Origin of the sequence: Streptomyces sp. NBC_01481, assembly GCF_026339995.1 — a bacterium.
Taxonomy (GTDB): domain Bacteria; phylum Actinomycetota; class Actinomycetes; order Streptomycetales; family Streptomycetaceae; genus Streptomyces.
On the sequence record NZ_JAPEPT010000001.1, the window covers coordinates 728,778 to 747,088 of the forward strand.

Sequence of the window (18,311 nt, forward strand, 5' to 3'; positions counted from 1 at the left end):
GCGTACTAGAAGCCGTGCGGCAGCCAGGGCGCGACGTCCGAGGCGAACGCCACCGATGCCTCGGCCAGCGCCCCCTGCCGCAGCTCCCGCACCCTCCCCGCCCCCGCCAGCGCGGCCAGCGACACCCCGCCCAGATATGCCGCGCCCAACTCCCGTACGGACAGCGCCAGATCTGCGTGGTCCTCGGTCCGCTTGCAGGACGCGCCCTTGTGGTCGCCGGTCAGCCGCCAACGCCCCGCGTTCCAGGGGCAGAAGGCGTCGTCGACGTCGAAGACGACGTCCACCGGCGTCTGGTACGTACGCGCCTCCAGGGCTGCGCCCAGCTCCATGAGCCGCACGAACATGCCGTCCCGCACCCGCACTTCGCACCGCCGGATGTCATTGACGAGATGCAGCAGCGGATCGTCCACCGGCCGGTTGCGCGCCACGACCTGCACCGTCAGGTCGATGTCGAAGAGGAAGCGCCACAGCACGGCGTACGTCACCGGGTCGAGCGCCTCGATGTGCCGCAGGGTGATGCTGCCCTTGGGGCCCTGCGCATCCCAGTCCGGCTTGGTGTGGAAGCGCACGAAACCGACGATCTCGCCCTCCCGCTCGGCGACCACGCACTGCATCGGCGAGGCGCCCTGCCGCTCGCTCTCGGGGTCGAGCAACGGCAGCCGCTCCCAGCCGGGCCTGCGGGCGAGCATGCCGGGCCGCGAGCCGATGGTGCGGACGTACACCGCCTCGCACTCCGGCGCGACCTCCGCGACGTCCGCGAAGCGCAGCCGGACCGCGTCCGCGCCCTTGGGGAGGGCGATGTGTCCCCGGACGGTGTCGATAGTCAGGGACATCTGCTGGGTCCCGAGGCCGTAGCCGAATCGTCCGTAGATCTCCGGTTCTGACGCTGTCAGTACGGCGATCGGCTCGCCGCAGTCGCGTACGTCGTCGAGCTGGCGGCGCATCATCGCGGTGAGCACCCCGCGGCGGCGGTGTGTCGCGGCCACGCTGACCATCGTCACGCCCGCGGCGGGAACCATCGCGCCGCCCGGCACCGAGACCCCGAACGTGAACGCCCCGGCCGTCCCGACGCACTCGTCGCCGTCCCAGGCGCCGATGGAGCGCTCGTGCTCGGTCAGCGAATGGTAAAGCTCACGCTCCTCAGGGGCCTCCGCCACACCGCCGAACGCGCGCTCCAACTTGCCGTACCAGAGGTCCCATTCGGTACGGCGCAGTTCGCGAAGTTCGAGAGTCATATGCCATGCCTACCAGGGCAACGGCGCCGAGGCGACCCGATTTCGAACGCATTGTCACCGGGGTCCCCCTGCACGGATGGCGAGCGGGTGGATAGGGTCCACGGCAATGGCCCGCGGCTCTGCAGCAGACTCGTTCACGGCCCGGTTGCGGAAAGCCGTGCACCGGGGACGCATCGCGCTGCGCAAATCCGGGGTCGACTATTTCCGCGGCGACGGCTCCGACTGGATCGCGCTCGTCGGGCTGCTGCTGACGATCCCGGCCTTCACCTGGGGCACGGTCGTGATGCCGGTCTGGGTCTCCCCGGCGACCCTCGTCCTGCCGATCGTGGCGGGGGGTCTGCTGCTGCGTCCGGCGAGCCTGCTGGGTCTGTACGCGGCGGCAGCGGCGGCACTGATCGTCGAGTCGGTCGTGCTCGGCCCGTACGCCGAGGGCCCGGCGCGCGTCACCCCGGGAACGGTTCTCGCCGTCGCGGCCTGCGGTCTCTTCGGACTCCTGATAGCCCAGTTCAGAGCCCGGGTCGGAGTGCCCTGGCGGCGCGGCGGGACGATGCTCTTCGACCTGCGCGAACGCATCCGGGTGCAGAGCGCCCTGCCCCGGCTCCCCAAGGGCTGGCACCGCGAGATGTCGCTCCGCCCGGCCGGCGGCCAGTCCTTCTCCGGCGACTTCGTGGTCGCGGCGCGTACGAACGGCGGCCGCACCCTGGAAGTCATCCTCACCGACGTCTCGGGCAAGGGCATGGACGCGGCCTCGCGGGCGCTGCTGCTGTCGGGCGCCTTCGGGGGTCTGCTCGGCTCGCTGCCGCCGCACGGCTTCCTGCCCGCGGCCAACGGCTATCTGCTCCGCCAGGACTGGGACGAGGGCTTCGCGACCTCCATCCATCTCGTCCTGGATCTGGACTCCGGAGACTACGAACTGTTCTCGGCGGGCCATCTGCCCGCGCTGCAGCTGCACGCGGGCAGCGGCCGCTGGGAGGAGAAGGGCGCCGAAGGCCCGCTCCTGGGGGTGTACGACGGGGCACAGTTCGACCCGGTCAAGGGCTCCCTGCGCGCCGGCGACGTACTGATGCTCTTCACCGACGGCCTGGTGGAGGCGTCGGGCCGTGACATCAGCGAGGGCATAGACCGCCTCACCGGTGAGGCCGACCGCTATGTCGCCTCGGGGTTCGAGGGCGCGGCTTGGCATCTGATCGAGGCCGTCGCGAAGCACGTCAACGACGACCGGGCGCTGCTGCTGCTCTGCCGCGAGGCGTAATCCGCCCGGCAGGTGTTTTGTCCTCAATGCCGGACGGGGGCCTGAGATGCTCGAACGCCCACGACGGCGTCCCGAGGAGACCTGATGGCGACGACAGACACCGCGGTCTGGCGCGAGCGCGGCAACCCGCTGGTCGCCGGGTTCGGCAGCGGCCCGCTGCACGGCGTACGGCTGGCGGTCAAGGACGTGCACGCTGTCGCCGGCCACCGGCTCGGCGCCGGCAATCCGGCCTGGCTCGCCGAGGCCGTACCCCAGAGAGCGCACTCGTGGGCCGTGGGCACCCTGCTGGCCGCGGGGGCCGACGTGACCGGCATCGCGCAGACCGACGAGTTCGCCTACAGCCTCAACGGGACGAACGCGCACTACGGCACCCCGCCCAACCCGGCGGCACCCGGCCGCGTCCCCGGCGGCTCCTCCGGCGGACCGGCCGCCGCGGTCGCCCTCGGCCAGGCCGACGCCGGCCTCGGCAGCGACACCGCCGGATCGATCCGGGTGCCCGCCTCGTACTGCGGGCTCCACGGCCTGCGGCCCACCCACGGCGCCGTCCCCGCCACCGGAATGCTGCCGCTGGCCCCCTCGTTCGACACGGTCGCCTGGCTCGCGCGGGACGCGCGCACGCTGGCACGGCTGGGCGACGTACTGCTGCCATCAGGCGGCGTCGAGGGCCAACGCCCTTTCCGTACCGCCCTGGTGGCGAGGGACCTCGTCGCGCTCGCCGACTCGGGAGTACGTGAGGCATTCGGCCCGGCGGCGGCGGGGCTGGCCGAGCGGCTCGGCCTCAAGACGGAGGAAGTCCCGTCCCTGGGAGGCGATCCGGCCGAGCGGGCGGCCGCCTTCGCGACGGCTCAGGCGGCGGAGGTGTGGGAGTGCGACGGGGCCTGGGTGAGCGCCCATCCCGGGACGCTCGGGCCCGGCGTCGAGGCCAGATTCGCCCGCGCCGCCGCGGTCACCCCCGAGGAGCGGACCGCCGCGGAGGAGGTGGTCCACCTCGGCGCCCGCGAGCTGCTCGCGGCTCTGCCGGACGACGCGGTACTGCTTCTGCCCGCGGCGAGCGGACCGGCTCCGCTGCCCGACGAGGACAGCGCGCGCAAGGCAGCCACCCGGCAGGGCACGTTCCGCCTCACCTGCCTGGCGAGCGGCGCGGGCCTGCCGTGCCTGGTGCTTCCGCGGATGTCGGTGGACGGACTGCCGGTGGGTCTCGCGGTGATCGCCGGCCGCGGGAGCGACCGCGCGCTGCTCGACCTGGGTGTGCGCAGCGCCGGACGGGGCTTGCGCCCCTGACCAGGGGGCCCCGGAGCCCAACTGCCCGGCAGGGCACGGCCGCGCACCCGTACAGTCGTGCCATGCCGTATCTCACGCTCGCCGAGATCGAGGCCGTCGCCCGCGAGGCCCACGCCGCCCAGACGGACAAGGCGGGACGCCCGTACACCGAGCATCTCGCCGCCGTCGCCGAAGGGGTGCGGGCCCGTGGCGGGAGCGATGAGCAGATCGCCGCGGGATGGCTGCACGACGCCGTCGAGGACGACGCGCTGTCCCGGGAGTGGATGGACGCGGCCGCGCTGCCGCAGACGGTCAAGAACATGGTCCTCGCCCTCACCAAGCGCAAGGGCGAGGATCTGGAGGAGTACACGAGGCGCATTCTGGCCACGCCGGGCGCGCGCCTCGTCAAGGAGGCCGACCTCGCGCACAACGCCGATCCGGCGCGGCTCGCGGTCCTCGACGAGGCGACGCGGACGCGGCTCACGGCGAAGTACGCGAAGGTACGCGGCCTGCTGGGCCTACCCGGACGGTGACCTGGCCTGACGACGGTACGGGCCGGGATCCGGGCCCGGACCCACGTGCCCGGTCCCACCCGGCCCCGTCGCACGACTCAGCACGGCACAGCGCGGCGCCGCACGGCTCAGCGCCGCGGCCCCAGCTTCGCCGCGTCCCGCCGGAACGCCCACGTCATCTCCGGCTCGGTCACGAACCGCAAAGCCCTGCGCACCGGCGGCGTGCACAGCAGCGTCACCGCCGCCGCCGCGACCAGCGTGAGCACGATCTCGCCGCTCGGGTCGCTCAGCCACGCGTACGTCTCGAAGACATGCCCGTAGTCCGCCGCCTTGATCAGCAGGCCGTGCCCCAGATAGCCACAGATCGTCCCTGCGCCGAGCACCGTGAACCAGGTCCTGCGGCCCGGCACCCAGGCCAGGAACCCGGCCGTGAGCAGCGCCGCGCAGCCGAAGAACGCCAGTGTCATCACGACACCCACCCACCACGGCTCGCCCAGCTCCTGGGCGCTGCTGGAGCGGTAGAGCCAGCTGAAGTTCATCCGGGGAGAGGCCCAGTACGCGAAGGCGCCCGCGCCCGCGAAGAGCGGCAGCGCGAGCAGCCGCACCTCCCGGCGCCGCACCATCTGGAAGTGCTCGGGCTTCAGCGACAGACCCAGCACGAAGAACGGCAGGAACTGCAGTACGCGCTGGAGATTGAGATCGGCGCCGATGTTCGGCGTCAGCGCGGCGAGCGAGGCCAGGGCGAGCGCGACCGGAACCGGCCACCGGATCAGCCGCCACAGCGGGGCGGTCAGCCGCCAGATGAACAGGGCCGCCAGGAACCAGGTCAGATAGAAGGGGTCGAGCAGGCTGATCGGCTGCTCGGGGGCGTGCTGCGCCCACCGTCTGAACAGGGAGTACACGATCTCGAAGACGACGTACGGCACGGCGATCCCGGTCAGCAGCCGTCTCAGCTGGTCGGGCCTGCCGGTGTAACTCCGGGAGAAATAGCCGGAGATGAGGATGAAGGCCGGCATGTGGAAGGTGTAGACGAGCAGGTAGAGCGCCCGGGAGGCACGGCTGCCGTCCATCACCGGTTCCCATGCGTGCGCGATCGCGACGAGCACGATGGCCAGATACTTCGCGTTGTCGAAGTAGGCGTCTCGGCTGGTGGACTTCGCCGGTGCCTTCTCGGGCGCGGCGGCAACGGCGGGTGTGGCCGACTCCTGTGTTGTAGGGACGGGCTCCGACTCCCGGGCCTGGGGGAGCGGGGCCCTGCTGAATCCATTCGGAGCGTGGAACATCTGAGGCACCCTAGCCCCGCCGATTCGATTTCGTAAAACCCTCTGCGCATGTCTCCCATTCGAATCTGAAACGGCCCCCAACCGCCCGCTATGCCCCAATTAATCCCCCTTAAATAGTGCATAGCGGCACGCTCTTGTGAGTGCGTGAATTTCCTCACCGAACGCCTTCGAATTTCGCGTGACCGACGTGTGGGGGCATGGAAACGATCAGGCCGAATTCCTTGGGTATTTCACCCGGCCGGACCAGTCTCCGCCCGCGTGCAGGCGCACGCGTGCGCGCGGATGGCGTGATCCCGTCGTCGATGATTCGTCAGCAGGGAGCATGTATGGGGCTGTTGGTGGCACGATGGTCATGGCGGGGGTGTGCTGGGCCGCACGCTCCCGGGCCGGCAAGGCGGACCGACCGAGGGTGTGATCAGTTGTGGCCATTTCACTGTCTGTGGTGCTGCTGTTGGCGATCATCCTCGTGGTGCTGATCCGCGGCGGCTCCATCAAGGCCGGACCCGCCATCGTCGCGGTGCTGTTCGGCTTCTTCCTCGCCTCGACGGGCATGGCGCCGTCGATCAACAAATTCCTCGACTCGATAGCCGACACCATCAATCAGATCAGCTTCTGAATCGGCGTTCAGAATCAGCGTCCGACCCGGCACCGCCTTGCGGTCCGTCGGACCTGCGCCGAGAACGACTCAGGCCCGGTCCTGGTGGTCAACCACCAAGCCGGGCCTGAGACATGAAGAGCGGGCGACGGGAATCGAACCCGCGTAGCTAGTTTGGAAGACTAGTGCTCTACCATTGAGCTACGCCCGCATGCATCGCACCGCAGGTCACGAGGGCCGCGGTACGAAGAGCATCGTAGCGGGTCCGGGGCCGCCGCCGCACACCCCATTCCACCCTGTGCCGCGTCCCGAAGAATGCGGCAGCCGCATGGCCTGCGGGCATGTACCCTACGTGTCGCACCGACGGGGTGTGGCGCAGCTTGGTAGCGCGTCCGCTTTGGGAGCGGAAGGTCGTCGGTTCGAATCCGGCCACCCCGACCATCATCACCATCGCTCTTCAAGATCACATTGTGGGGCTCATCCTGCTTGCGGCTACTATGCAAGCTGCGTGCCCGTGTGTCCGACGAGTCCGGCGAAAAGCCGGACAGTCTGACGGAGAGACCGGGCCGAATCCGCTGAGCCGCCTCCAGTGCGCGGACGCAGCAGAACCCCAGAATCAGCCACCAAGGAGACCGAACCGTGAAGAGCGCCGTGGAGACCCTGAACCCGACTCGGGTTCGGCTCACTGTCGAGGTGCCCTTCGAGGAGCTCAAGGACAGCCTCGACGCGGCGTACAAGAAGATCAACCAGCAGGTCACGGTCAAGGGCTTCCGCAAGGGCAAGATCCCGGCCCGAGTGATCGACCAGCGGTTCGGCCGTGGTGCGGTGCTGGAGGAGGCCGTCAACGACGCCCTCCCGAAGTTCTACACCGAGGCCGTCAACGAGGCCTCGGTCAACCCGCTCGGCCAGCCCGAGGTCGACATCACCGAGCTGAAGGACGGCGAGCTGCTGGCCTTCACCGCCGAGGTCGACATCCGCCCGGCCATCGAGATCCCGGACTACTCCGGCATCGAGGTCACCGTCGACGCCGTCGAGGTCAGCGACGAGGACGTCGAGAAGTCCGTGGAGCAGCTGCGCGAGCGCTTCGCCTCCACCAACCCGGTCGAGCGCGCCGCCGCCGAGGGCGACGTCGTGACGATCGACCTCGAGGCCAAGGTCGACGGCGAGGTCCTGGAGGACGGCGTCGCGGCCGGCGTGCAGTACACCATCGGTTCCGGCGAGCTTCTCGACGGCATCGACGAGGCCGTCACCGGCCTGGAGGCCGGCGGCGAGGCCACCTTCACCTCGCAGCTGAAGGGCGGCTCCGCGGAGGGCAAGGACGCGGAGGTCACCGTCAAGGTCACCGCCGTCGCCGCCCGCGAGCTCCCCGAGCTCGACGACGACTTCGCGCAGATGGCGAGCGAGTTCGACACCCTCGAGGAGCTGCAGGCGGACAGCCGCAAGCGCCTGGAGAACATGAAGCAGTACGACCAGGCCACCCAGGCCCAGGAGCGCGTCCTCGACGAGCTGCTGAAGCTGGCCGAGGTGCCGATCCCCGAGAAGCTTCTCGAGGACGAGGTCAAGACCCGCAAGCACAACCTGGAGCACCACCAGCTCGGCCAGATGGGCATCGACCTCGCCAAGTACCTGGAGATCCAGGGCAAGACCGAGGAAGAGTTCGACGCCGAGACGTCCGAGCAGGCGATCAAGGGCATCAAGACCCAGTTCATCCTCGACGAGCTGGTCAACAAGGAGAAGCTGAACGTCAACCAGGAGGAGCTCACCGAGCACCTCATGCGGCGTGCGGCCTCCTCCGGCATGAGCCCCGACCAGTTCGCCCAGGCGGTCGTCGAGGGCGGCCAGGTGCCGATGCTCGTGGGCGAGGTCGCCCGCGGCAAGGCGCTCGCCGTGGTCGTCGAGGCCGCCAAGGTCACCGACACCAACGGTGAGGTCGTCGACCTCGAGGACGAGGACGAGACCGAGGTCGCCGCGGAGACGGTCGAGGCCGTCGTCGACGGTGACGAGGCCGAGGAGACCACGGAGAAGACCGAGGCCTGAGCCTCGCTCTGAACCACTGATTCGGGCCCCGGACGCAACCGCGCCGGGGCCCGACTCGTACGGCCGCGCACCCCCGTCCACCTTGCGCTCCGAGCGAACAGTTGGGGAACCGGGATGGCGCCCGCCGACCAGCGCGTTAGGGTCCTTGAATACGAGGGCAGGGGAGTCCCCGCCCCCAGTACGAAAGATGCTGAGACGGCCAGGGCCGTCAGAGACGAGCAGGTGGATACGTGACGAATCTGAAGCCTTACGCCGCGGGTGAGCCGTCCATCGGTGGCGGCCTCGGCGACCATGTCTACAACCGGCTGCTCGGCGAGCGCATCATCTTCCTCGGCCAGCAGGTCGACGACGAGATCGCCAACAAGATCACGGCGCAGATGCTGCTCCTGGCCGCCGAGCCGGACAAGGACATCTACCTCTACATCAACAGCCCCGGCGGCTCGGTGACTGCCGGCATGGCGATCTACGACACCATGCAGTACATCCCGAACGACGTGGTCACGATCGGTATGGGTATGGCGGCCTCGATGGGCCAGTTCCTGCTCACCGGCGGCAGCGCGGGCAAGCGCTTCGCGCTCCCGAACACCGACATTCTGATGCACCAGGGATCGGCCGGCATCGGCGGCACCGCCTCGGACATCAAGATCCAGGCCGAGTATCTGCTTCGCACGAAGAAGCGCATGGCGGAGATCACCGCCCTCCACTCCGGCCAGACCGTCGAGACGATCATCCGCGACGGTGACCGCGACCGCTGGTACACCGCGGAAGAGGCCAAGGCCTACGGCCTCATCGACGAGATCATCTCCGCCGCATCGGGCGTTCCGGGCGGCGGCGGCACCGGCGCCTGAGCCGCACTGCCCCCAGCCCCCGCCCACAGAACGCCACCAGGATGGTGAACACCCACATGAGTAACTTCCCCGCGAGCGGCCTCTACACCGGCCCGCAGGTGGACAACCGCTACGTCGTCCCGCGCTTCGTCGAGCGCACCTCCCAGGGTGTGCGCGAGTACGACCCGTACGCGAAGCTCTTCGAGGAGCGCGTCATCTTCCTCGGCGTGCAGATCGACGACGCCTCCGCCAACGACGTCATGGCGCAGCTGCTGTGCCTGGAGTCGATGGACCCGGACCGCGACATCTCCATCTACATCAACAGCCCCGGCGGCTCGTTCACGGCCCTCACGGCCATCTACGACACGATGCAGTTCGTGAAGCCGGACATCCAGACGGTCTGCATGGGCCAGGCGGCCTCCGCCGCGGCCGTGCTGCTCGCCGCCGGTACGCCCGGCAAGCGGATGGCCCTGCCGAACGCCCGCATCCTGATCCACCAGCCGTCCTCGCAGACCGGCCGTGAGCAGCTCTCCGACCTGGAGATCGCGGCCAACGAAATCCTGCGGATGCGTACGCAGCTGGAAGAGATGCTGGCCAAGCACTCCACCACGCCGATCGAGAAGATCCGTGACGACATCGAGCGCGACAAGATCCTGACCGCCGAGGACGCGCTTGCGTACGGCCTCGTCGACCAGATCGTCTCGACCCGTAAGACCACGGCCGCAGCGGCCGCCTGACCGGTCCGGTCCCCTTGGCGCGGAGCACAAGCATGTGAACCGCGCCAAGGGGGGCCCGAACGGGGGGCCCGGCAAGGTACCGTCGGATATGAGGCACCAGGAGTCGGCTGAACCAAGCTGCTCCCAGGCGAAGGGGAAGCACCTCGTGGCACGCATCGGTGATGGCGGCGACCTGCTCAAGTGCTCGTTCTGCGGAAAGAGCCAGAAGCAGGTGAAGAAGCTCATCGCAGGCCCGGGTGTGTACATCTGCGACGAGTGCATCGACCTCTGCAACGAGATCATCGAGGAGGAGCTCGCCGAGACCTCCGAGGTGCGGTGGGAGGAACTGCCCAAGCCGCGCGAGATCTACGAGTTCCTCGAGGGGTACGTCGTCGGGCAGGAGCCCGCGAAGAAGGCCCTCTCGGTAGCGGTCTACAACCACTACAAGCGCGTCCAGGCCGGCGAGAACGGCGGGGGCACGGGCCGGGACGACGCGATCGAACTGGCCAAGTCCAACATCCTCCTGCTGGGCCCCACCGGGTCCGGCAAGACTCTTCTCGCCCAGACCCTGGCCCGGATGCTCAACGTCCCGTTCGCCATCGCCGACGCGACGGCGCTGACGGAGGCCGGGTATGTCGGCGAGGACGTCGAGAACATCCTGCTGAAGCTGATCCAGGCGGCCGACTACGACGTCAAGAAGGCCGAGACCGGGATCATCTATATCGACGAGATCGACAAGGTCGCTCGTAAGAGTGAAAACCCGTCGATCACCCGTGACGTGTCGGGCGAAGGCGTCCAGCAGGCCCTGCTGAAGATCCTCGAAGGCACGACGGCCTCGGTCCCGCCCCAGGGCGGACGGAAGCACCCGCACCAGGAGTTCATCCAGATCGACACGACGAACGTGCTGTTCATCGTGGGCGGTGCCTTCGCGGGCCTGGAGAAGATCATCGAGTCGCGGGCGGGCGCGAAGGGCATCGGCTTCGGCGCGACGATCCGCTCGAAGCGCGAGATCGAGGCGAGCGACCAGTTCCAGGAGGTCATGCCGGAGGACCTGGTGAAGTTCGGGATGATCCCGGAGTTCATCGGCCGCCTCCCGGTCATCACCTCGGTCCACAACCTGGACCGCGAGGCCCTGCTGAAGATCCTGGTCGAGCCGCGCAACGCACTGGTGAAGCAGTACCAGCGCCTGTTCGAACTGGACGGCGTGGAGCTGGACTTCGACCTCCCGGCCCTGGAGGCGATCGCCGACCAGGCGATCCTGCGCGGCACGGGCGCGCGTGGCCTGCGGGCCATCATGGAAGAGGTCCTGATGTCGGTGATGTACGAGGTCCCCTCCCGCAAGGACGTCGCACGGGTGGTCATCACGGCGGACGTGGTGCGCAACAACGTGAACCCGACGCTGGTGCCGCGGGAGCCGCGGATCGTGAAGAACGACGGGCGGCACGAGAAGTCTGCGTAGGTTTTTGTAGGTACGGATAAGGGGCGCCCGGCCAGCTGAACTGGCCGGGCGCCCCTTCGTGTTGGGTCAGACCTTGGTGCGCGAGCTCTTGTAAAGCTTTGCCGCGAGCTCGGCGACCTTGTCCTGAGACATGCCCTTGCCGGTGGTCATCATCTCGGCGAGGTCGACAGCGGTCACCTGACCAAGGGTGCTGTAGTCGGCCCAAACGCAGACCGAGCTCTCGAAGGACTTGGGGCCTGTGCCGGTGGAGCCGCTGGTGGACGTGCCCTTGATGGTCTGGCACTTCATCAGGGCACCCTCGAAACCGGAAGGCGTGACCGCGGTGGGGCTTCCCACGAGTTCGACTTCGGTGCCCTTCTGCTTGTCCTCCTGGCTGGCCGTCTTGAGGCCCGTGAAGAAGGCGTCGAGCGCCTTAGCCGGGTCGGAAACGTCTCCCCACATCCCGTTGAGGCTCAGGGACTTCCCCTTCAACGGCTCGCTTGCGGTGCCGGACCTGTAGTTAGCGCCTACCTGCACGGGCTTCTTGATCCCGTACGCCTCGGCCTGCTTCTTGTCCTTCTCGCTGAGGGGCTCGGCCTTGTCGGCACCCTGCTTCTTGTAGTCGTCGATCGACGCCGCTGGGGTCAGCTTGTAGCCCTTCGTGTCGGCCGAGACATCCCCGTTCCCGCTGCTCCCGCCCAGCAGGAAGTACACCCCCCCGCCGATCACCGCGAGCGCCACGACCGAGGCCGCCACGATCAGGCCCGTCTTCTTCTTCGGGGCAGCCGGCGGGGGCGGGACCTGGCCGCCGCCGTAGGGCTGGCCGTACTGGGGCTGTTGGCCGTACGGGCCCGGCTGCTGGGGCTGGCCCCACTGGCCCGGTTGCTGAGGCTGCTGCGGCGGAACGCCGGGAGGGGCCTGCTGGGGGTAGCCGTAGCCGGGCTGCGGGGCCTGCGGCTGCTGGCCGTAGGGACCCGGCTGACCGTACGGTCCGGGCTGCTGAGGCTGTCCGCCGTACGGGCCCGGCTGGTTGTAGCTCATCAAGATCTCCTTGTATGGATAGTCCGGCCTTCGGGCCGGGGGTGAAACTGGTCGGTGCGGCGCACGTGGCCCAACTCGGTCATGGCTCCGACCCCTCGGTACGCGTCATGTAGGCATAGCCGTCGGCCCGTTGGAGGAGGCGGATATGCCGGTGGTGGACCCCTTGGACAAGACCGTCCGGGGTGCGGATGTTGAAGCTACCGGTGGACCGGACGGCGAGTCTCCCGATGTGCGTGCCTGCGCGAACACCAGTGGGAACAGAGGCGCGCGCGTAGTCGCCGGTAGCGAATCCGAAGAAGTATTTCTGCCGTGGCAGTCGCAGGCGAGGAAAGCCGTACCTGTCGGCACGGGTGCGGGCGTACGTCCCGCGCCCGGTCGCCGCCACAGCCAGGACGGTGCGGGGGTACTGCCGTACGGTGTCGAAGGTGCCCACGCACAAAGCGTCGAGGCTGTGAGTCTTGGGCAGGCCGTTACGCCTGCGGTTCCACTTGGTCCGTCCGCCGGACGCACTGCGCAGAACGGGGAAGGCGATGCCGAGGGCGCGCGTCAGTTCCGAGCGCGTGGCATTTACAGCGGCGGCACATGAGAGAGGGGCTTTGGCCTGAACGATGATCTTCGCAAGCACCTTTGGCCGGCCGGAGAGAAATTCCTCGATGGCCTGGTTGCTCTTGCTCTCGTTGCATGGGATGCACGCGAGGGTGAGGTTGGAGATGCGGTCGGACCCACCCTTTGACTTCGGACGGATGTGATCGATGTTCAGTGGCACGCCGGTCGCGCCGCAGTAAGCACAAGCGCGGCTCCACTTGGCGAGCAGATACTCACGGACCTCCGTCCCGGACAGGGTGCCGTGCTGGTATTCCTCATGTGACAGATCTCTGCCCTGCGACAGCGCATGGGTATCGAAGGCCACCCGCTCGACATGGACTGCTCTGATGGGGGCCCATCGCGCGAGTCGACCCACCCACGCCATCGTGGTCTCGACGCGGTGGCGAAGCGAAGGTGCGAGCCAACCGTCAGGCCGGGTCCGGTTGTTGAAGCGCGGTGAGCGATAGCGCAGATTTCGTGATCGTCGGCGCCGGCGATAGGCGGACCGCCGGGCGAGTGAGTGGCGGATCTGGCTGCCGCGGTGGGTGAGCTCGATCGCGTAGAGACCGTGCCTGATGACCCCGGTTTCTCCCTCTGTTGGTGTGAAGACTGCGAGGCCGGTGCGCTTGCTGCCGGGGTCGATCCCCAACTCCACCCCGTCCACCGAGGACTCGGCGACAGAGCGGTCCCTGAGACGGATGACGAAGGGGGCATGCCGGTGCACCGCTGCCCGGCCCTGCTTCAGCAGCTTTCGTGCCCTGGCGGCACTCGTGGGCTGCAACGGTCGACCATCTTTGTCGAGAACAAATACGGCAGGGTGAGCCTCACGACTCTGCTCCCCACCCCGAGGGGTGGGGGTTACGCATCCGACGGCAGGTGAACCACCAGATGTCTCCCCTCGACGATGTCCGCTGCCGGGTGCCCTGCGGCGTCCGCGTCCCGTTTCGTCCCTGCTCCCCGGGGTGTCTGCTGACGCGAATTCGAGAGCGAGCTGCTGAGGAAGCACAGCTCGGTCGGTCTGCTGTCCTGCAGCGAACGTAGCCATCAAGGTCACCTCCCCCGTGCGTGATGGCTTGGTCTGGTCACACGTGGCTGATGAGCCCAGCTTGCGGCCGGGGAGCGTGTGACTACTGGGTTCCCCTCTGAATGCTTATGCGTTCCGAACATCTTGACGGAAGCCGGGGAGTCGTGCGGCAGCGGGGTTCACACCGTTACCAAACATCCAGGCAATTCATACTGAACTGTGGCGGGATCACTGGGATCAGCGGGGGAGCCTCAGCACAGCCCACACCACTTTGCCTGGTCCATTCCGTTTGCTCACAGCCCACTCGTCGGCCATCGCCTCGACCAGCGTCAGCCCTCTACCGCGCTCCGAATCGGCAGTCTGCGGACACAGAGTCGGTTTCTCGTCGGAAGCATCGTGCACTTCGATCCTGACGCCCTTGTCTTCGCACTCGAAGCGCGTCTCGATCTGCCTCCCCTTGGGTACGCGAGCGTGGACCACGGCATTGGTGACCAGTTCCGAGAGGATCAGCAGAGCTGGTTCCTCGATCACTGCCAAGCCCCATCCGCACAGGGCCCGTTGCAGCTCTGTACGCGCCAGGCCAACACTTTTGGGGTGCCGAGTCCATCGCCGCACGATGAGCTGCTGGGGCATGTCTTCCATGGGGTGCCACCGTCTGAAGTCCGTCGGTCGTCTCGTGTAAACGGTGCGCCGTGACAGGGATGCGGCCCAGGGACAGGACGTGCGACTGACGGAATCCGGTAGGACGGTGCGTCCTACTGCCTCTCAGCCTTCGAGTTCGAGGCGAATGGCCAGATCCCTGATGAGGGAAGACCGGCGCAGTTCTCGTTCCCGCAACTCGGCCACGAGGTGCCGGGACGAGGAGTGATAGCGCATCCACTCAGGGCGATCTGCTCGGCGATGGGCGCCGACCGGAAGCCGGGCTCGATGCGCTCAGCCATCCGCACGGCCACTTGCTCGGCATCGGCGAGACGGCCCTGTTTGGAGAAGATCCAGGAAAGTGATGAGACTCCGATCATCTCCAACCGTGGGTCATCGGACTGCCGTGCGGCCGTCATCGAACGCTCGATGGCGGTATATGCGGCGTCTTCCTTGCCGAAGGCCGTCAGCGTGGTGGCTGCCACTTGATACGCCTCGGCGAGCACGGCGCAGGCGCCCGCGCGGTCGTCTCCCGTGTACTGGCGCACCGCGGCACGGGCGTCCGCGAGGAGCACGGGCAGTAACGCGGTGATCTTCGTCAGTTCCCCGCGCCTACGAATCTGTTCAGTGCTGCGGATGCCGGCGCGGAGCTGAGCCACAGTAGGAGGCGGTGTATCTTCCTCACTCCCCAAGCCGGGGAAGTCGGACAGGGGCGTCACTGCTTGCCGGAGGGTGAGGAGGCTCGGCGGTTCGCTTCCGTTGGATGAAGCGAGCACCGCTGGGGCTCCGAGCAGTACTGATGTCTCGACGTCCAACGCACGCGCAAGGCTGTTCAGAGTGCCCATCCGGGCTGTCAGCCGCTGGTTCTAGCTTGCGCACGGTGTCAGTGCTGAGCTGGGCCTTGTCGGCCAGGCCTTCTTGGGTCAGGCCCCGGCGCAACCGCAGTTCGCCCAGCCGATCACTGATCGTCGCCGTCATCGCCCTGCCCGTCGGGATAGGGAGTGTGCCGACAATCACGTTACGCCGCGTGGTCACCGAGGTGAGTCGGGTTGCGGTATCGGTTCGAAATGGGGGTGGCCAGCCCCGTAAACTATGCGCCGTGACCGAGAACACTCAGCAGCAGCCAGCCAGCAACCCCGAACTGCCGACCCAGTACGCGCCGGCCGAAGTAGAGGGGAAGCTGTACGAGCGCTGGGTAGAGCGCGGTTACTTCGAGGCGGACGCGAAGAGCGACAAGCCTGCGTACACCATCGTCATCCCGCCGCCCAACGTCACCGGCTCCCTGCACCTGGGCCACGCCTTCGAGCACACGCTGATCGACGCCCTCACCCGCCGCAAGCGGATGCAGGGATACGAGACGCTGTGGCAGCCCGGCATGGACCACGCCGGTATCGCCACCCAGAACGTCGTCGAGCGCGAGCTGGCCAAGGAGGGCAAGTCCCGTCACGACCTTGGCCGTGAGGCCTTCGTCGAGCGGGTCTGGCAGTGGAAGGCGGAGTCCGGCGGGCAGATCTCCGGCCAGATGCGCCGCCTCGGCGATGGTGTCGACTGGAGCCGCGAGCGCTTCACCATGGACGAGGGCCTCTCCCAGGCCGTCCAGACGATCTTCAAGAGGCTCTACGACGACGAGCTGATCTACCGCGCCGAGCGCATCATCAACTGGTGCCCGCGCTGCCTGACCGCCATCTCCGACATCGAGGTGGAGTACCAGGACGACGAGGGTGAACTGGTCTCGATCCGCTACGGCGAAGGCGACGCGTCGATCGTCGTCGCGACGACTCGGGCCGAGACGATGCTCGGTGACACCGCGGTCGCCGTTCACCCCGACGACGAGCGCTACGCCCACCTCGTCGGCACGGAGATCGAACTGCCGCTCACCGGCCGCCGGATCCCGGTCGTCGCCGACGAGCACGTCGATCCCGAGTTCGGCACGGGCGCCGTCAAGGTCACACCGGCCCACGACCCGAACGACTTCGAGATCGGCCAGCGCCACGGCCTGCCGAACCTCGCGATCATGGACGAGCACGCGGTCATCACCGTGCACGGCCCGTTCCAGGGTCTTGACCGTCTGGAGGCCCGTTCCGCGATCGTCGGCGCGCTGCGCGCCGAGGGCCGGATCGTCGCCGAGAAGCGTCCGTACACCCACTCCGTCGGCCACTGCTCGCGCTGCAAGACGACGATCGAGCCGCGGCTGTCCCTGCAGTGGTGGGTCAAGGTCGGCCCGCTCGCCAAGGCCGCCGGTGACGCGGTCCGCGACGGCAAGGTCAAGATCCATCCGCAGGAGATGGAGAAGCGGTACTTCGACTGGGTCGACAACCTCCACGACTGGTGCATCTCGCGCCAGCTGTGGTGGGGCCACCGCATCCCGGTCTGGTACGGACCGAATGGCGAGATCGTCTGCGTCGGACCGGACGAGCAGCCTCCCCCAGCTACCGCTGGGGGGACCCCCACGGGCGAGGGCTGGACCCAGGACACCGATGTCCTGGACACCTGGTTCTCCTCCGGCCTGTGGCCCTTCTCCACCCTCGGCTGGCCCGAACAGACCGAGAGCCTGGAGAAGTTCTATCCGAACTCCGTCCTGGTCACCGGGTACGACATCCTCTTCTTCTGGGTCGCCCGGATGATGATGTTCGGCCTGTACGCGATGGACGGCACCCCGCCGTTCCACACCATCGCCCTGCACGGCATGGTCCGCGACCAGTTCGGCAAGAAGATGTCGAAGTCCTTCGGCAACGCGGTCAACCCGTTGGACTGGATGGACACTTACGGCTCCGACGCGGTCCGCTTCACGCTGGCCAACGGTGCCAACCCGGGTGTGGACGTCCCGATCGGCGAGGACTGGGTCAAGGCGTCGCGCAACTTCGCCAACAAGATCTGGAACGCCACCCGCTTCGCGCTGATGAACGGCGCGACGGTGGAGGGCGAACTGCCGCCCGTCGAGCAGCAGTCGGCGGCCGACCGGTGGATCCTCTCCCGGCTCAACGCGGTGGTCGCCGAGGTCGACGCGTACTACGACGACTACCAGTTCGCGAAGCTCGCCGACGCCCTCTACCACTTCGCGTGGGACGAGGTCTTCGACTGGTACGTCGAGCTGTCGAAGACGACGTACTTCGCGGGCGGCGAGCAGGCGCGTGTCTCCGGCCGCGTCCTGGGCGAGGTCCTCGACGTCACGCTGCGACTTCTCCACCCCATCGTCCCGTTCGTCACCGAGACGCTGTGGACCACGCTCACCGGCAAGGAGTCGCTCGTCATCGCCGACTGGCCGAGTGACAGCGGCTTCCGCGACAAGGCCGCCGAGCGGGAGATCGAACTGGTCCAGCGCGTCGTCACCGAGGTCCGCCGGTTCAGGTCCGACCAGGGGCTGCAGCCCGGGCAGAAGGTTCCGGCCCGGCTCAGCCTCGACGGCACCGCGCTGGCGCCGCACGAGGCCGCCATCCGGCAACTGCTGCGGCTGCAGCCGGAGGGTGAGGCATTCAGCGCCACGGCGACCCTCCCGGTCGCGGGGGCCACGGTCGCGCTCGACCTGTCCGGCACGATCGACGTCGGCGCCGAGCGCAAGCGGCTCGCGAAGGACTTGGCCGCGGCCGAGAAGGAGAAGGCCCAGGCGTTGGGGAAGCTCGGCAACGAGGCGTTCCTCGCCAAGGCCCCGGACAACGTGGTCGACAAGATCCGTACGCGCCTCGCCAAGGCCGAGGAGGACATCGCGCGGATCACCGCCCAGCTGGACCGGCTGCCGCAGGCGTAGTCACGACGTACGAGAGGCCCCGGGGGGAGCACCCCGGGGCCTCTCGCGCGTTCATGCCCCGCTGCCCCGCTACCTCGCGCGGGGTACGCAGACCACCCGAAAGGGGCGGGGCGAACGTCCTG

Annotated in this window: 15 protein-coding genes and 2 tRNA genes; 10 read left to right on the forward strand and 7 right to left on the reverse strand. The window is 68.2% G+C overall.

The window, feature by feature from the left end; genetic code table 11:
- Positions 1–5: 5 nt before the first annotated feature.
- Positions 6–1,235: a GNAT family N-acetyltransferase gene (locus tag OOK40_RS03425; RefSeq protein WP_266476354.1), complete on the reverse strand. Its 1,230-nt coding sequence runs from the start codon at positions 1,233–1,235 to the stop codon at positions 6–8.
- Between the two features lie 106 nt (positions 1,236–1,341).
- On the opposite strand from OOK40_RS03425, the gene OOK40_RS03430 reads away from it, so the two are divergent.
- The 3 genes from OOK40_RS03430 to OOK40_RS03440 all read left to right on the forward strand — a co-directional run bounded on the left by OOK40_RS03430 (position 1,342) and on the right by OOK40_RS03440 (position 4,280).
- A complete protein-coding gene (locus tag OOK40_RS03430; RefSeq protein WP_266476356.1) occupies positions 1,342–2,487 on the forward strand; it encodes a PP2C family protein-serine/threonine phosphatase in 1,146 nt (381 codons plus the stop codon).
- 84 nt (positions 2,488–2,571) lie between these two features.
- Positions 2,572–3,768 (forward strand): amidase, encoded by a 1,197-nt coding sequence (locus OOK40_RS03435; protein ID WP_266476358.1) that lies wholly within the window; start codon positions 2,572–2,574, stop codon positions 3,766–3,768.
- Positions 3,769–3,830: 62 nt separating this feature from the next.
- Entirely contained in the window at positions 3,831–4,280 is a 450-nt protein-coding gene (locus OOK40_RS03440) for an HD domain-containing protein (RefSeq protein ID WP_266476360.1), read from the forward strand.
- Positions 4,281–4,387: 107 nt separating this feature from the next.
- Here OOK40_RS03440 and OOK40_RS03445 read toward each other — a convergent pair whose 3' ends face one another.
- Complete coding sequence (locus OOK40_RS03445; protein ID WP_266476363.1) at positions 4,388–5,542, reverse strand: acyltransferase family protein; 1,155 nt, start codon at positions 5,540–5,542, stop codon at positions 4,388–4,390.
- 421 nt (positions 5,543–5,963) lie between these two features.
- On the opposite strand from OOK40_RS03445, the gene OOK40_RS03450 reads away from it, so the two are divergent.
- Positions 5,964–6,158, forward strand: coding sequence for a hypothetical protein (locus tag OOK40_RS03450; RefSeq protein ID WP_266476365.1), 195 nt, complete (start codon positions 5,964–5,966; stop codon positions 6,156–6,158).
- Between the two features lie 119 nt (positions 6,159–6,277).
- Here the strand turns inward: OOK40_RS03450 and OOK40_RS03455 are convergent.
- Positions 6,278–6,348: transfer RNA gene (locus OOK40_RS03455), tRNA-Gly, on the reverse strand.
- A gap of 153 nt (positions 6,349–6,501) precedes the next feature.
- Between OOK40_RS03455 and OOK40_RS03460 the strand changes: the two genes are divergently transcribed.
- The 5 genes from OOK40_RS03460 to clpX all read left to right on the forward strand — a co-directional run bounded on the left by OOK40_RS03460 (position 6,502) and on the right by clpX (position 11,176).
- A tRNA-Pro gene (locus tag OOK40_RS03460) sits at positions 6,502–6,578 on the forward strand.
- A 198-nt stretch (positions 6,579–6,776) separates the two neighbouring features.
- A complete protein-coding gene (tig, locus tag OOK40_RS03465; RefSeq protein ID WP_266476367.1) occupies positions 6,777–8,174 on the forward strand; it encodes a trigger factor in 1,398 nt (465 codons plus the stop codon).
- 230 nt (positions 8,175–8,404) lie between these two features.
- A complete protein-coding gene (locus OOK40_RS03470) occupies positions 8,405–9,022 on the forward strand; it encodes an ATP-dependent Clp protease proteolytic subunit (protein WP_266476368.1) in 618 nt (205 codons plus the stop codon).
- 41 nt (positions 9,023–9,063) lie between these two features.
- Positions 9,064–9,738, forward strand: coding sequence for an ATP-dependent Clp protease proteolytic subunit (locus tag OOK40_RS03475; protein WP_323136031.1), 675 nt, complete (start codon positions 9,064–9,066; stop codon positions 9,736–9,738).
- A gap of 145 nt (positions 9,739–9,883) precedes the next feature.
- On the forward strand, positions 9,884–11,176 hold the full coding sequence (clpX, locus tag OOK40_RS03480) for an ATP-dependent Clp protease ATP-binding subunit ClpX (RefSeq protein ID WP_266476371.1): 1,293 nt from the start codon (positions 9,884–9,886) through the stop codon (positions 11,174–11,176).
- Positions 11,177–11,242: 66 nt separating this feature from the next.
- On the opposite strand, the gene OOK40_RS03485 is transcribed toward clpX, so the two are convergent.
- The 4 genes from OOK40_RS03485 to OOK40_RS03500 form a co-directional block, all read right to left on the reverse strand.
- Entirely contained in the window at positions 11,243–12,196 is a 954-nt protein-coding gene (locus tag OOK40_RS03485) for a hypothetical protein (protein ID WP_266476373.1), read from the reverse strand.
- Between the two features lie 79 nt (positions 12,197–12,275).
- Positions 12,276–13,826: an RNA-guided endonuclease IscB gene (gene iscB, locus OOK40_RS03490; protein WP_266478831.1), complete on the reverse strand. Its 1,551-nt coding sequence runs from the start codon at positions 13,824–13,826 to the stop codon at positions 12,276–12,278.
- Positions 13,827–14,042: 216 nt separating this feature from the next.
- On the reverse strand, positions 14,043–14,447 hold the full coding sequence (locus OOK40_RS03495) for an ATP-binding protein (RefSeq protein WP_266476375.1): 405 nt from the start codon (positions 14,445–14,447) through the stop codon (positions 14,043–14,045).
- 113 nt (positions 14,448–14,560) lie between these two features.
- The gene (locus OOK40_RS03500) at positions 14,561–15,103 is read right to left on the reverse strand and encodes a hypothetical protein (protein ID WP_266476377.1); all 543 of its coding nucleotides are present in this window, start codon (positions 15,101–15,103) and stop codon (positions 14,561–14,563) included.
- A 440-nt stretch (positions 15,104–15,543) separates the two neighbouring features.
- Between OOK40_RS03500 and OOK40_RS03510 the strand changes: the two genes are divergently transcribed.
- Positions 15,544–18,189, forward strand: coding sequence for a valine--tRNA ligase (locus OOK40_RS03510; RefSeq protein ID WP_266476381.1), 2,646 nt, complete (start codon positions 15,544–15,546; stop codon positions 18,187–18,189).
- Positions 18,190–18,311: the final 122 nt, after the last annotated feature.

What these genes read in the sequence shown, in the direction of transcription:
- OOK40_RS03435 (WP_266476358.1), top strand. Translation starts at nt 2,572, where the DNA reads ATGGCGACGACAGACACCGCGGTCTGGCGCGAGCGCGGCAACCCGCTG.
- iscB (WP_266478831.1), bottom strand. Translation starts at nt 13,826, where the DNA reads ATGGCTACGTTCGCTGCAGGACAGCAGACCGACCGAGCTGTGCTTCCT.
- OOK40_RS03485 (WP_266476373.1), bottom strand. Translation starts at nt 12,196, where the DNA reads ATGAGCTACAACCAGCCGGGCCCGTACGGCGGACAGCCTCAGCAGCCC.
- OOK40_RS03425 (WP_266476354.1), bottom strand. Translation starts at nt 1,235, where the DNA reads ATGACTCTCGAACTTCGCGAACTGCGCCGTACCGAATGGGACCTCTGG.
- OOK40_RS03445 (WP_266476363.1), bottom strand. Translation starts at nt 5,542, where the DNA reads ATGTTCCACGCTCCGAATGGATTCAGCAGGGCCCCGCTCCCCCAGGCC.
- OOK40_RS03440 (WP_266476360.1), top strand. Translation starts at nt 3,831, where the DNA reads ATGCCGTATCTCACGCTCGCCGAGATCGAGGCCGTCGCCCGCGAGGCC.
- OOK40_RS03495 (WP_266476375.1), bottom strand. Translation starts at nt 14,447, where the DNA reads ATGGAAGACATGCCCCAGCAGCTCATCGTGCGGCGATGGACTCGGCAC.
- OOK40_RS03430 (WP_266476356.1), top strand. Translation starts at nt 1,342, where the DNA reads ATGGCCCGCGGCTCTGCAGCAGACTCGTTCACGGCCCGGTTGCGGAAA.
- OOK40_RS03475 (WP_323136031.1), top strand. Translation starts at nt 9,064, where the DNA reads ATGGTGAACACCCACATGAGTAACTTCCCCGCGAGCGGCCTCTACACC.